This window comes from Ktedonobacter sp. SOSP1-52 (assembly GCF_016587395.1).
This window is the reverse complement of record NZ_BNJH01000003.1, coordinates 757019-771323: the sequence shown is the minus strand read 5'-3', so window position 1 is coordinate 771323 and position 14305 is coordinate 757019. Positions and strand designations below refer to the sequence as shown.

Here is a 14305-nt window from a genome sequence, read left to right as displayed (position 1 = left end):
AGAGCATGGAAGCCTTGCATCGGAGTGAAATAGATCACCAGTTAAACTGTGGATATATCCACAATACCCGTAAATTTTTTCTGGTGTGTCCCATTGAGATTAAATGCACCATTCCGCTTAAATGGTGCCAATATATATTATTATCAATTAAGCCTCCAGTAGCTTCTAAAGCCCCTTTACATCTATTTTTATAAAAACATTCACACTTTTATATCTTCGCACCTCACTATTGGCACACATCTTGCAACTAAGAGAGATAGGGGGGATGTGTCTAAAAAACTTTTGGACATACTGCCTATTCGGAAACTTGAGCGCGCTTGTCCCCGAATGGGGGAAGCGCCAGTCACGACAGTGACGCCGTGCCCCCGAAGGGGGGTTGGTTTCCGCATAAGAGCATAGGCGATGCAGCCCACACACCAAAACGCAGCCTGAAAAGGACAACGGCTGCTATGATGCATCACCAGTCCCGGTTACCAATTAGTGGAATGGGTTTTGAGGTATAAGGAGTAGGTATATGGTAGCCAGTACACAACGTCAAGAGACTGAATCACTTGTTCATCTCGCTCTTCCCGAGCAAAGTTCTGTGACGGGTGAAGGATTATCCGCCAGTCAGCATACACACCAGGGTGCAAGCAAATTAACCACGGAGAGTCGCGGCAAGCGAGGCCGCAAACCTGGACGCCCCTCAACACGCAAGACTTCAGGGCAGAAAGAAGACTCCAGCGAACAAAGCTTCCTCGATGGAGATTCCTCAAATGAGGAGTCAGGTGGGCCAACCCGACGCCGCAGAGGGAAAGCAGCCCAGAACGAAATGCAGGACGATGTCTTTTTCGAAGAGGAAGAGGAGGCTGAAACTGAGGGAGAAAGCGATAGAGAGGTCGACAATGCCATTCGTCAATATTTGGCCGAGATCGGTCGCTTCCCACTGCTGACATCTGAACAGGAGTTTGCTATTGCCCGGCGCGTCGCCAATGGTGATATGGAAGCACAAAAACGCCTGGTCGAAGCCAATTTACGTCTCGTCGTAAGCATCGCAAAACGCTATAATAATCAGGGCATATCGCTCCTCGATCTCATTCAAGAGGGCAATCTCGGCCTTATTCGCGCCGTACAGAAGTTCGACCCTCAAAGAGGCTTTCGCTTTAGCACCTATGCCACCTGGTGGATTCGTCAAGCGATCAGTCGCGCAGTCGCCGAGCACACCCGTACCATTCATGTGCCGGTACACGTGGTTGAGCTTATCTACAAGATGAAACGCATCACACGGCAGCTTTACCAGGATCTCGGTCGCGACCCCTTCCCCGAAGAAATCGCTCAGGCCATCAATCTAACAAAAGAACGTGTGGTAGAGCTACAAAGTATCGCAGAGGCCCCCATCTCTCTAGATGCGCCACTTATTGAGGATGAACAGTACCATCTCGCTGATATGCTTGAGGATACGCATGCGGCCGCTCCGGCTGAAGTCGTCACGCACCAGGTACTACGCGATCATATTTCGCGCGCCCTTGAAACACTGAGCCAACGTGAACGTCAGGTTATCGAGCTTCGGTATGGACTCTATGATGGTTACTGCCATACACTCGAAGAGTTAAGCGCGTACTTTAAGCTGACGCGCGAGCGTATCCGACAGATAGAAGTCAAGGCGTTGCGCACGCTACGCCACCCCATCCAGATCCATCTGCTGCACGATTACGCTTAAGATCTTCCTCGCAAGAGGGAGGGGAGGGAGTTAGGTGCTTCCTCCCCTCTCTTGCTTCTGCTTACTACTGACCGCTTCACCCATCCGTACATGTTGCAAATAGGCCTCAGTCTCGCGTTGCGATAACACCTCTAGAAAAGCTCGTACCGCAATAGGATCAAATTGTGCTCCCATACACTGCACCAGTTCACTACACGCCTCATCGACTCGCTTTGGCGTATGATAAGGGCGCACAGAGGTCATCGTGTCATAGGCATCCACCACGCTGAGAATACGTGTCAGGAGAGGGATTTCCTCTCGCTCCAGCCCATCTGGATACCCAGTGCCATCCCAACGCTCGTGGTGCGCACCAATAATCGACGCCACCAGAGAAAAGCTTCCCCCTGCCTGCGCCATAATGGCTCTGCCAATGATCGGATGTTGCCTCATTTGCCTCCATTCAGACCTGTCTAGAGGCTCCTTTTTAAAGAGAATCTCCTTAGGGACTGCAATCTTACCCACATCATGGAGCATGGCCGCTACGCGCAGGTGCGCGATATCTTCTTCGCGACAATGTAACCGCCTGGCGACGGCTTCAGCCAGCACAGCCAGGCGCTGCCCATGCCAATATATTGGCTCGTTATGGACTTTTAACATGGTCAGTAAAGCCTGAAGAGCCATTTCCTCCGCATCTGACTTCTGCTCTCCATCCCATTTTGCAATCTGCACCCTCTCGTCCAGATCCACGATACAGACACAATTACGTCCACTACTCTTGGCCCGGTACATAGCCCTATCAGCCTGGGCAATTAACTCTTGTCGCCTGGTCCCGTGCAAGGGATAGACAGCTACACCTATACTCACCGTCATCCGCAAGCAAATGGGGACAGACTCCCTCTCCTGCCGCCAGAGAAAAGGCTCCTTCATTATCTCCATGCGCAGCCGTTCAGCAACCTCGCGCATATGGGAGAAATCACGCACCCACAACAGCGCGACAAACTCCTCTCCCCCATACCGCCCTACGATTCCTCCATCCCCCACCACCCGCGCCAGGCGCACGCCAACCTCATGCAAAAGCAAATCGCCAACCAGGTGTCCATACCGATCATTCACATGCTTGAAGTGATCAAGATCAATAAAAAAGAGCGCATAATGTTCTCTCTGCTTCCCATGGTACGCAAACGCCGCATCCAGGCGCATCATCAATGCGCGATGATTAGATAAACCCGTCACAGCATCGGTAATCGCTAGCAACCGTTGCTCACAATAGAGCTGATCGCGCTCCTGGAGGAGCTTTTGTTGGGAGAGAGCAAGGAATTCATGCTCATGGTAGGATGCTTGCAATTGTTGCCGTAACTGCCTCTCGCTCGTGATTAATTTCTTCAAGTCCGCCAGGCGACGCCCTTGATAGGGAACCTCAATGCAGAGCCAGCTGACAATCAAAAATATCAGCGACCAGAGACCAACGTAACACATCCATTTTGGCGTAGCTATCAGGTCAGGTATCCATGAGTGACTCAGGGTTGAGAACACTCCATACACCGCCAGCAGTAATCCTACCAGGGAGACTCCAAAAAGCAACCACCTTGTATACCCTCTCTGCATAGCTCTTCCTTCATAGCCCTCCTTGTGCTGGCACCTTTTCTCCACCTTGAGCATGGACCATGCAACAAGAACAAACAATTGTGCGGTAGGAAGCAACCAGATAATTGTGGTAATAGCTTCAGTAATGATATAGATACGTAAGCCAGGAACAGGCGCGGCAGGAAACAAAACAAAATGTGGGACAAGACCATATATAAACAACAGAAATACAAAGGTCACAAGTGCCTGAACCATGATTCCATAACGCGGTACGCCAGAACGATCCAGGGAGAGCAGCTTTTGCGGCAACAGCCTTTGCCGAGCCATAAATATAAACATGCGAGCCGCTAACAAGAGACACACAGCCGCGATTACCACCTGGCTCACGACAAGCACACTCAGGGTAACCCACCCCGCCCATTCGCCTAAACAGATGGTAAATATCAGGAGAAAACTTCCTACCTCTCCCGCAAATCTGGATGGTACAATCAGCAGCAATCCCAGGTTCGCCAGCGTGTATGCAATAGCCAGGCCAAGTATCCCCCACCAGATAAAGTGACAGGCACGTCGCTGCTGTATGACGCCTCCTTTTATCTCGTCCATCAACAGGAAAGGCGTCTCGATCCCTAATAACGTCCAGATAATCATGCCAAAGGCCCCTTCATTGGGAAGGTGTGGCACGCGATTCTGCCAGGCGATTTGCTCCAACGCAGACGTGTGGCCGGTTCCAACCCACCAGATGCCAAGTATCCCCGCGGCAATAAACATCCCTGTATAGAGCGCACCAACCAGCAGCAAGATATGCTTTAGATAGCGCATAGGAATACAGGCCAGGCCCGTAGCCATAACAAGGCACACCATTCCTCCCCAAAGAACAGCGTTTATATCGGGGATAAGGCCGCCGTTGACAGCATAGAGGAAAAGGAGAGCACTTTGAAATGTAGGGAAAATAAACAAAATGCAACAAATCCAGATGCACAGCCCGGCTAAGCGGCCCCACTGCTGATTGGCAAGTTGCGAGATCCAGGCGAAATGTCCACCAGCCAGAGAAACATTGTGCCCCAGCCAGAAAAGGACATAGGCATAACAGAGAATAAAGACCCATCCCAGCAGCCAGAAGACGCCACCAGCAGCCAGTACCAGGCGCAGTCCATTGAAACTTGAAACCGCCAGTACTACGAGCATGAGAACGGCAAGCAAATGCCTGGCGTGGAGTTCATTGGGGGGCTCAACCTCGTACGATTGTCCTCCCTTGTGCCTGCTGGTCGTAATAATACTCTCAAGCCGATGTTTTACAGCCATAAGCGGTTCCTGCCTCAAGGTTTCAGCAGGTGCTCAGGAGGATGTGCAATCTCGTGATGGCACTTTCCACATCTTCCCACACCCAGAATCGAGGGTTCGCTACAAGAAGCCTGGGATCACATCTCTGGTCTTCTTTAAGAAAGACGCCTGACATTTGCTATTAGTATACAGGCAGGCGTTAAACCATACACAGATGCACAAATATCTGCCCCATTGCATGCATCCACCTGATCACTCCAGGCATTCCCCTCTTTCTTAGCCACGAAATCACACACACAGCACTTTTCTTGTATCCAATTTTATTAACTCTATATATCTTTTCTTCAGCTCCTATACTTATAATGTTTAAATACTGATATTCACCCATTCATGTTTTTTATAGTACATTTTAGCTGACAGCTTGACGCTTCTCCCTCTTAATACATACACTATAACCACGAGGTTTGCGCTAACTGCCTCTATCTTCTTAGTTTTGCTCGGTTTTTGTTCATTGCTCGCCCATGGGCGCTGTTTTTATTTTGCCTTGCTTGTTTTATCTCTTTTTTTCTATTCTCTTGCACGATATAGGCCAGTGGATAGGCGGATGGTACAGTCATACACAATGTATGGGGAACTCGCTATACCATCTGAGCGCAATGAGAGGCTATCCAAGCTATTTATGGCTATTTTGTGTGTATTTGCTATTATTTAAGCCGGGAGGCTCGAAACTGTGAAAAAGCGTCACTATGGGAACGCCCAGTGGACATTGCGGATGATGGCTCTCTGCTTTGCGCTACTTTTCTTCTCTGCTATTGGTGCCATTGCGCTTATCTCTCACTCAACCGCGGGGGCGGCATATACCAGTTCCGCGCAATCCACACTCGCTCAACCAGTCAACACAGCATTGGCGAGTCCGCAAGATATAACGCCTAACCCAGACCCAACTCCTACGGATACACCTACACCTACACCTACACCTAGCCCTTCGCCCAGCCCTACAGCCACACCTACTAAGGCCCCGACTCGGGTCCCCACACAGCAACCTCAGCCAACACTTCCACCACCGCCACCGCCTCCCGTACAGGCGACCGCAACGCCTACAGTTCAAGCAACCGCGACGGCCACCGCGATGCCTACGGCCCAGGCCACTCAGCCTGATAGCCCTACACCTACCGCTGTCGCCCAGCCAGCAACCACGAGCAATCAGCATGACAAGGGCGGTGACAATGGCACCTCTATGCTTCTCCCCATTGGGGGGGAATCGGCTTTATGGTGATTATCGGAGCCTCGGTTGTGTCTATCCTCCTCATGAAACGCAAGCAAGATCAAAAAGCGGGCCTGGCCCAGCAGATGCCACGCAATGTTCCCTGGATTGATCCTCAGGAAGGCAATGTGGTCTTTGGACCCATGTCTGGTACACCTGCCAGCCCGGCGGTGAATAATATTCTGCAAAATATCTTTGCTGAGCCAAATGGTGCAGCCTTCTCCAATAATGCCCCCGGAATGCAGCAGCCGGGATTTATGTCATCTATGGTTCCACCCACTCAGCCACGGCTTTATCCCAATAATGGTCCCATGTCGAATATGGTGCCACCCACCCAGCCACGCGTCAATCCAAACAGCGGCTTGATTCCCGCGATGCCAACCAGAATCGATCCCGCCATTCCTACCCCTGGCGGCACAGGGAACACCAACCCGTTTGCGACGATGGCGATGTCCAATACAGAAGGCACACAACCGCGCTTAGCAGCCATGTCGGCCGGGGCTTCCCCTTCAGGGGCCTACCCCACCGTCACGATGGATGGCGTTAATGGAACGGGACCATACCCTGTCGTCCCGCCAACTGGCCCGCAGACGGTGGCGCCTTCGCAGCCCCTTGCTTCCCTCCAACATCCAGGGCAAGTTGCCAATATCCAACAGCCCCCGATACATCCCTATAATGTCGCAGGCAATTTCCAGCCGCTCTCAATGGATCTGCCTCCTGAACTCAAGGCGAGCCTGGAAAACCAGCAACGGCCACCTAAGCCATCCCAGGGTCCCCTCTCCTTCTCAGGACTTCAGGATGATCCTTTCCTGGAGGAGATGATGCAACAAGCACAAATGGGCATCTTCGTCATGCCCACCCAGGAGAAGACAAACGACAACAACGCAGAGCAAGACACAAAGGCATAAACCCGTCTGTTTCAATACCCGTGTAGCCATTACTAACAGCCCATACACTTGGCAAAAAGGAGGTCACACGGGTACTATGTATCTCAGGTATAAGCATTGACTGGCACCCAGCATCTATAGATGCTGCGGTTAGCATACATTTGATCGTCAGCAGGGCCGCTCCTAGTAACCAGATCGCATTTCCAAGTGTTTACGCATACTTCCCTCATCACTGTAGCTATTTAGCGTTGTAGTTAACGAGAGAGAGTTTATGATCGTACGTATACAAGGTTTCGCCTGGGAGGTCTATACGGGGCGTGTTATGCCAGCCTTTGCTCGCTGGCTTGTCGATGGCGATGATACCCACACCTACCACTTGTTTGAGCAAACGCGTTGCGCGCAAGAAGAATTATTTGTGCCACAGCCCATGCGCCAGTTGCGCACCTGGACGCGCGCCAAAGCCTTTGCTCAGGGTCTTCCTCGTGGCCCGCATACACATCAAGAATACGCACTTCTCTGCGATCCAGGGCAATTTACGCCGCTAAGCGACCGCTATGTTCAGACGCATCCCCCTCAGCTCTATCAAGACTCCGAGGCCCTCCGCACCGTCTGGGGAGCGCTGGTCCAACAATTCTGTCTCCCCTGGTACATGTCGCCAGAGTTTGAGATGACACCAGAGCTTGCTTCCCCAGCCAATACGAGCGAAGCCTTACCACCTATGGAGAGCAGTGAGCTCATCTCCCTCCTACAATCAGCTGGTCTGAACGATCTCATCGACAGTCTTCATCAAAGCACGCCATGGGAGACACCGTCTCAGCCACCACATGAACACCTGCCAGAAGAGGCATTGCACATGCTCCTCGCGGATGACGACATAGATGTACCGAACAATGGCGTCATAATTGGGCGCCTCCCAACAACACTGCACCTGCGTGGCTGGTTGGCATCTCACGCTGTGCGCGCGATGGCGCTCTTTGAGTTCCTGGCCTGTGGACGCCGCGCTATGCCCTTTGGCTACCAGGGTGGTGATCCCTATGGCAACTATATCGGCTACCTGACACCGACTGAAACGGCCCTCCTGGCCTCCAGTCTGCAGGATATCTCTATTCCTGATCCTCACGAGGCTGAGACTGACTATCATACCTTCTTGCAAGAGCGGCAGTTAAGCGCAAGCAAACGCACTTCGCGCCTGATCGACGAGGTTCAGCCAAGCTATGCCGGCGTCTTTGTGGATGCTATTCGTATCGCGGCACAGCAACAACTCGGGCTGATCTGTAGCATCGGCTAGCCAATGACTACCGAGGAAAAATGCAGATGAGTGGGGCATGGCGCTGAAAAGCACCATACTGCCCATGTACACGCGCATATTGCCCCCGTGTACTACACCCCCCATATGGTGTTAAACCTAGAGCACCCTGGACAGCGTCAAGCTCCAGGCGAAAATCATTCGCGCTCCGTGGCCTATAGCCTTCGCCTTCAAAGAAAAGCGCGGCCCCTGGTTCGTAGCCATGCATATACTGGAGGGCGCTGCACGTCATCTTTTCAGTGGCCTCAACGACTACGGAGGCTGGTGCTCTCATAAACTGTACAAGCCCCTGGAGGGGAACCAGTTCCAGAAACGTGACCGAGCCATCGGCAAGTGTGTGCGCGCACGGCATACAGATATGCTGCCCCATACCAGTGTCAATACCGAGTGGGGTGTTAAGCAGAAAGCGCATAATCTCTTCATCATTGCCTGCGTTCCAGGCAAGACCTTGCGCCTCAGCCTGACTCCTATACAGGCTGAGCGGAGCTACATCATCAATACTCAGCACAGTATTGTCGCGTATCTTTGTAACCTGCATTGGGGAGCCGACAGGACTCCAGGCTGGCAAGGATGCGAGACCAATTGGCCTGGATGAAAGGATCTCCAGGGCAACCACGCCTTCCCTGAGCGCTTCCGTCTCATACAAGACCGCCATATGATAATGGGTGTTCATACCTGCATACATACCCAGGAGCTGATGTGAGCCATGTGTGAGGCGCAAAAGGCGGGACAGTAGAGCATCAAGCTTACCCGCCTCACCGTTTCCAAAGAGAAGGAGCGTCCGCTGCATGGTAGGATGCTTATCAGCGCTTGAGAGGGAGGCAACCAGACCTTCAGCAGCCTGAGCCACATCCGCCCTCGCATTCCTGGCTATAGTGGCCTGAAACAGCATCTCGTGAGAGCGGATAGCCAGTGCGCTGGCCATGCCACCTCCCTGCACATAGCTTGTAAACGCGCCCATGGAGGTACAGCCGATGAGCATATCAGGCCGGCATGTCTGTTTCAAGGCGTGGAGAAAGACCTGGTGCTCATAATGAGGAGAGAGAAAAAGGATGACCACATCTGGCTCGGCGCTTAAGCCCTCGCGTATTTGCCAGCCCAGGGCTCGGCCCGCCAAGCAACTATCTTCAATACTGGTTGAGGCAGTCACATACTCATTCGGAGCCATAGCACCGGAAACATCCCTTCTCTCTCTTTTCCACAACCATGATTAATATGGCCTTTAGGCAGGCAGGATACACACCACCGCGTTACAATTATGGAAGCCGCTAAACTGTCCCTCACCAGAGACAACCTGTCCATGGGTGTTGCATCCCACGAACCCGGGGGCCCCCACAATATGTTGCACCGCATGTAGCTCCTCAGTAAACTCGTCACCCATACGCAAGCGGGTCACGACACAGTCAAAAAAGAGCGTCATCCCCGGCTCACAGGCGTGCATCTGGCGCAACGCCATTTGAGCAGCCTGTGATGCAGCATCTACCGCGGCCTCTAACACGCCACTCATGATCGAGACAATCGCCCCCTCTGGCACCTCTGTGGCACAGGTGAATGATCCATCAGCATGTACCGCCAGGGGCGCACGTAATTTGTATAGGCCAAGCCCTGCATCTATGCCCAAGACATTGTGCAAGAAAAAAGGCACAGGATTGGCAAGGTCCAGCGTCTGGCCAGTGGCCTGGGCATACTCCTGGAATACATCAAGCGCGGGTCGACCGTCCAAGCTGATAAGGCGCAAGCCATCGGCCCTGGTTACCAGCATCGGCTCGGTAACAGGATGCCAGCCATGGTGCGAGCCGATCCCGACCGGTTTTTTGGAGAGGATCTCCAGGGCAACGGCAGCGTCGTCGTAGATTTCCGTGCCAAAGAAGACCGGCGTTCGCGCAAAGCGCGCATTATCGCCAGCGCCGCCTCCAAAGATATGAAACGTTCCATCTGTTTGCTGGGAGATCGAGGCGATCAGGTCTTCGGCGCCACCTGAGAGAATATCCGTGAGCAGTAAAGCTGTACGATAGAGTGCACGCGGCATCTCAGGATAGCGGAATGCGGAGACAATAGTGCGCCCCGCCTGTGTATGACCCTTGCTCAGCTCACGCCCCAGCCCCACGGAGAAAAATAGCTCATCTGAACGTATCGCCAGCGCACAGGCCAGTCCCTCGCTCAGCACCTCACCGGTAAACTCGCCCGCTGAAGAACATCCAAGCATCTGCTCAGGTTGGCAGGTTCGCTGCAACGCAGATAATATCGCTTGTTGGTCGCTATCAGGTGAAATAAAAATGATGATGACATCTGGGGTCCCGCCAATCTTCTCCAGAAGAGTGGTCCCCAGCGCTATCCCCGCCGCATCCCCCTCACGCAAGTCGCTATACGCGACGGCAAATTTAGTCATCGTGTCTCCTCCTGACATACTCTGCTCTTGCCTAAAGCAACTAACATCCTCCAACACAAGATACATATATCGAAATTTGCCGTCATCATAATATCATTCAATGTTTAACAATGTCAATCTCTTTTTATTCAGTACTACTCATATTTGGATATGCAGCCATCTCTTGCATGCTTGCTACCGACATCAGAAGCGACAGAAATGGCGCTGACTGCTTCTCGAGCAGGTCAGCGCCCATAGCCAGGACCAATACTTACCCTTGTCTTTCGCCTTCAATGGCCTCCAGGGCTTCGACCAGGCTGAAGACTGATTCGTAGCGCTCATGGGGATCGAGAGCAAGCGCTTTAAGCAGAATTTGCTCCAGTGACACACTCAACTCCTCACGCCAGAACCGGGGCGGAATCAGCTCTAAACCCTCATATCGCTCCAGCTTCTCCACTGCCCGCAGAGGCAAAGCTTGCTTCTCGTCAGGCCAGAGAGTTTGTGAGGCTTGCAGGCGGCGCATAGCGGCAATGGGGGCCACGCGTGTTACGAGCATATAGAGCATGGCCCCTAGCGCGTATACATCCGTACGCTCGTCCGAGAGACCGTAAAGCAATTCAGGTGCCAGAAAGGCGTTCTGCTTCGAGCCACGTGCCAGGGGAAAGGTCTGCCGATATGTTTCATAGGCCTCCTCTTCAGGCAACCCATCCCAGAAGCGCGGAGCGGGCGGCCAGCACATCAGCAACAACGGCGCCCAGGGTGCCAGCCCTTGCTTATCAACGAGCAGCGTCTCTGGCGCGATTTCCCCTAAAATAATCCCCATCCGATGCAGGCGCGCGATCATGCGCCCCAGTTGTACGCCCCACTGCACGACCCTGGCGATACTCAGCCACTCCGGCCAGGGCTTCCCATCAAGCAAATCATCAAGTGTTGTTGGTTCGATGTCCTTTCCCGCTCGCCTGCTCTGCAATTGCAGTACCAGGTAGAGCCGGCCACGCTCAAAGAGCACGCGATCCTTCTCATTCGCCAACCTGGCCGAACCCAGACCAATCGGCTCGATAAATTCTTCAACGCCAGCCGTTTCAATACAGGCCTGCCGATGCGCGTCCAGTCCTGTCAAGACGATCTCGCGAATAGCGACCAGTGGCGCTGTTGTCATCTCTGGCTTCCTACACATCCGACGCCACCTGCATGCCAACCAGCGAAACACAGAAAATACGCCACCGCGTTCCCAATGTCGTCCTACTGCTCTCCCCAGATAAAGATTCAAGCGAGGGCGCGAGTATAGGCGCCGCTCAACACGATAGCGCCCCCCGAGAATAACTTCTCCCACGTCGAGAGGGAAATTCTGCTCAAGGGGGCTTAACGAGGAAAACATGGTCTCCTGGCAAGCCAGTTCTTGCGTCACTCTGCGCGTAACCTGGTTCGCCGCCTCTAACTCATCACTATAATCGAACAGTTCTTCGGCTATCTGCTCTTGCATTTTTTCACTCACTTGCAAATACCCCTCCTCCACCTTAAATTTGTCCTTTGAAACCTATTATACCCATTCACACGAATACTACAAAATTGGCTTTTCACCTTGCCTTATTGGATTGACATTTATAAAAAAATACCGTACGATTTAGGCTAAGATAGTTTCTATATTTAGCTTTCACCAGTATGGCATGACCTGCTTCATACCCCTTTTTATTAAACACTACGCCTGGAAACTATGTATAGAACTATTTTGCAGCCCCATAGTATTGGCAGCAGAACTCCAGCTTTCCTTTTGCGTTTTAACAGATCTTATTCCGAAGCTCATCCCCATTCGGGGACTAGCCATCACTGGCGTGTCTAGCGCTTCGCGCTCAGGGTGTTCGGAGAAGAAGACAATGATGTTCGTGGTCGCTACCACACAGAAGGAGCAACAACTATGGAGACTCATCCACAGAGGCAAGGCCATCGCTGGCTCCGCCTCCTCCTGATCATTCCATTTCTTGGCCTGCTCTTCCCCGGCTTCTACAATTTTCGTGAGCCAACATTCCTGGATTTCCCTTTCTTCTACTGGTACCAGTTACTTTGGATTATTCTCACAGCTATCATCACCGCCTCCGTGTATTTCCTGGAAGGCTTCCTGGCCTCCAGAGGACGTTCATAGCTGCTCGTCAGGAGCGCAAGCGCACCTCATATATTGCTATTCGTCGATCAACGACACCGTTGTCTTTTGAGAAAGGGTACAGTAGCTTATGCGCTGGGATGCAATTGCCGTCTTTATCTTTTTCTTCCTGCTCGTCACGGTACTGGGTTTTGTGGCCGCGCGCTGGCGTCGCGGAGATCTAAACCAGATTCACGAGTGGGGCCTGGCTGGCCGCCGCTTTGGTACGGTGATTACCTGGTTCCTGCTTGGCGGCGACCTCTATACCGCCTATACCTTTATCGCGGTTCCCGCGGCACTATATGGGGCTGGCGCCCTCTCAGGATGGTTCGCGGTTCCCTATACCATCCTGGTCTACCCCTTCATTTACGTCGTCATGCCACGCTTCTGGTCGGTATGCAAAAAGCATAACTATGTGACCGCCGCGGACTTTGTTCGCGGGCGCTTCGGCAGCAGATGGCTGGCCCTGGCCATTGCCTTTACCGGTATTCTGGCGACCATGCCCTATATTGCACTGCAAATGTTTGGCATTCAGGTCTCCCTGGAGGCAATTGGCTTTCCTACTGTCATCCCCATCTTTGGCGTCGATGTAGATCTTCCGCTGATTGTGGCGTTCCTTATCCTGGCCGCCTATACCTATTCCAGTGGCCTGCGCGCACCAGCCATGATCGCGCTGGTCAAAGATGTCATGATCTTTATCGTGCTCTTCGCCACGATCATCTATATCCCCTATAAGCTGGGTGGCTTCTCCAAGATCTTCGATGCCGCACATATGAAGACGCTGGCCGCAGCCACGACCGCGAAGGCGAAGGGGACCGCTCCGGCCTTTAATGACCTCCTGGGATCTAATCAGTACCTGGCGTATGCAACCCTGGCACTGGGTTCCGCCCTGGCACTCTTCCTCTATCCTCATTCCTTAACCAGTATTCTCAGTAGCAACAGCGTGAAAGTCATTAAGCGCAATGTGTCGCTACTCCCGATCTACTCCCTGATGCTGGGCTTGCTAGCGTTGCTCGGCTATATGGCCATCGCGGCTAAAGTTAAGCCACTGGCGGACTTAGGCAATAATGGCTCCATTCCAGCCTTGATTAATGCTTTCTTCCCTTCCTGGTTCTCCGGCTTTGCCTTTGCAGCTATCGCAATTGGCGCCCTGGTACCTGCCGCGGTCATGTCTATTGCCGCCGCCAACCTCTTCACGCGCAACATTTACATTGAGTTCTTCCATCGCAATGCAAATGAGACGCAAGAAACCAACGTGGCCAAGATTACCTCTTTCCTTATCAAATTTGGTGCACTGCTCTTTATTGTGTTCCTGGATAAGAGCATCGTTATTAACTTCCAGCTCCTGGGTGGTGTCTGGATACTGCAAACCCTGCCCGCCGTCTTTTTCGGGTTGTATACACGCTGGTTCAATCGCTGGGCCTTACTGATCGGCTGGCTGGTAGGCATGGCCTTTGGCACCTGGACCGTTTTCAGCAACAATATTAAGTCGACCGCCCCGATCGATTTCTGGTTTATCCACGTTCCCGCGGTCTATGCCGCTATCAGTGGCGTCATTCTGAACCTGGTGCTGGCAGTCATTCTTACGCCTGTCTTCGAGATGATTGGCGCCAGGCGTGGTGAAGACATCACCCAGCCAGAAGACTACGCAGAGGCCACGGCTCCGGTCGAGCCACCGGAGATTGGGCAGGAGGCGCTGGGCTAGATCCAGAATCACTCATTCATTCTCCCCAGCCTGTTATGAAGAGAAAGCGTAGGAGCCAGAAGACACCCGGTCCCTGGCTCCTACGCTTTCTCTTC

The 14305-nt window shown here is 52.7% G+C and carries 10 protein-coding genes; 6 read left to right on the top strand and 4 right to left on the bottom strand.

Annotated features, from left to right (window positions below; all coding sequences use genetic code 11):
- Nucleotides 1–514: 514 nt before the first annotated feature.
- Nucleotides 515–1699, top strand: a complete 1185-nt coding sequence (locus tag JMJ16_RS28900) for an RNA polymerase sigma factor RpoD/SigA (RefSeq protein WP_201387247.1) — start codon at nt 515–517, stop codon at nt 1697–1699.
- Between the two features lie 30 nt (nt 1700–1729).
- Here the strand turns inward: JMJ16_RS28900 and JMJ16_RS28895 are convergent, their stop codons facing one another.
- On the bottom strand, nt 1730–4564 hold the full coding sequence (locus tag JMJ16_RS28895; protein WP_201387245.1) for an amino acid permease: 2835 nt from the start codon (nt 4562–4564) through the stop codon (nt 1730–1732).
- Between the two features lie 709 nt (nt 4565–5273).
- Here JMJ16_RS28895 and JMJ16_RS28890 point away from each other — a divergent pair.
- The 3 genes from JMJ16_RS28890 (at nt 5274) to JMJ16_RS28880 (ending at nt 7982) form a co-directional block, all read left to right on the top strand.
- Nucleotides 5274–5819, top strand: a complete 546-nt coding sequence (locus tag JMJ16_RS28890) for a hypothetical protein (RefSeq protein ID WP_201387243.1) — start codon at nt 5274–5276, stop codon at nt 5817–5819.
- Entirely contained in the window at nt 5813–6715 is a 903-nt protein-coding gene (locus JMJ16_RS28885) for a hypothetical protein (protein ID WP_201387241.1), read from the top strand. Before JMJ16_RS28890 ends, JMJ16_RS28885 begins: the two co-directional genes overlap by 7 nt.
- Nucleotides 6716–6965: 250 nt before the next feature.
- On the top strand, nt 6966–7982 hold the full coding sequence (locus tag JMJ16_RS28880) for a hypothetical protein (protein ID WP_201387239.1): 1017 nt from the start codon (nt 6966–6968) through the stop codon (nt 7980–7982).
- A gap of 7 nt (nt 7983–7989) precedes the next feature.
- Here JMJ16_RS28880 and JMJ16_RS28875 read toward each other — a convergent pair whose 3' ends face one another.
- The 3 genes from JMJ16_RS28875 to JMJ16_RS28865 form a co-directional block, all read right to left on the bottom strand.
- A complete protein-coding gene (locus JMJ16_RS28875) occupies nt 7990–9168 on the bottom strand; it encodes an FIST signal transduction protein (RefSeq protein WP_201387237.1) in 1179 nt (392 codons plus the stop codon).
- A 54-nt stretch (nt 9169–9222) separates the two neighbouring features.
- Entirely contained in the window at nt 9223–10389 is a 1167-nt protein-coding gene (locus JMJ16_RS28870; protein WP_201387235.1) for an FIST signal transduction protein, read from the bottom strand.
- Nucleotides 10390–10639: 250 nt separating this feature from the next.
- Entirely contained in the window at nt 10640–11869 is a 1230-nt protein-coding gene (locus tag JMJ16_RS28865; RefSeq protein WP_201387233.1) for a hypothetical protein, read from the bottom strand.
- A 414-nt stretch (nt 11870–12283) separates the two neighbouring features.
- Here JMJ16_RS28865 and JMJ16_RS28860 point away from each other — a divergent pair, with 414 nt between their 5' ends.
- Together JMJ16_RS28860 and mctP are read left to right on the top strand one after the other, a co-directional pair.
- Nucleotides 12284–12508 (top strand): DUF3311 domain-containing protein, encoded by a 225-nt coding sequence (locus JMJ16_RS28860; protein ID WP_201379674.1) that lies wholly within the window; start codon nt 12284–12286, stop codon nt 12506–12508.
- An 88-nt stretch (nt 12509–12596) separates the two neighbouring features.
- Nucleotides 12597–14210, top strand: coding sequence for a monocarboxylate uptake permease MctP (mctP, locus tag JMJ16_RS28855; protein WP_201387231.1), 1614 nt, complete (start codon nt 12597–12599; stop codon nt 14208–14210).
- Nucleotides 14211–14305 lie beyond the last annotated feature (95 nt).

Coding starts and splice junctions, on each gene's coding strand:
- JMJ16_RS28900 (WP_201387247.1), top strand. CDS start 515: ATGGTAGCCAGTACACAACGTCAAGAGACTGAATCACTTGTTCATCTC.
- JMJ16_RS28895 (WP_201387245.1), bottom strand. CDS start 4,564: ATGGCTGTAAAACATCGGCTTGAGAGTATTATTACGACCAGCAGGCAC.
- JMJ16_RS28885 (WP_201387241.1), top strand. CDS start 5,813: ATGGTGATTATCGGAGCCTCGGTTGTGTCTATCCTCCTCATGAAACGC.
- JMJ16_RS28880 (WP_201387239.1), top strand. CDS start 6,966: ATGATCGTACGTATACAAGGTTTCGCCTGGGAGGTCTATACGGGGCGT.
- JMJ16_RS28875 (WP_201387237.1), bottom strand. CDS start 9,168: ATGGCTCCGAATGAGTATGTGACTGCCTCAACCAGTATTGAAGATAGT.
- JMJ16_RS28870 (WP_201387235.1), bottom strand. CDS start 10,389: ATGACTAAATTTGCCGTCGCGTATAGCGACTTGCGTGAGGGGGATGCG.
- JMJ16_RS28860 (WP_201379674.1), top strand. CDS start 12,284: ATGGAGACTCATCCACAGAGGCAAGGCCATCGCTGGCTCCGCCTCCTC.
- mctP (WP_201387231.1), top strand. CDS start 12,597: ATGCGCTGGGATGCAATTGCCGTCTTTATCTTTTTCTTCCTGCTCGTC.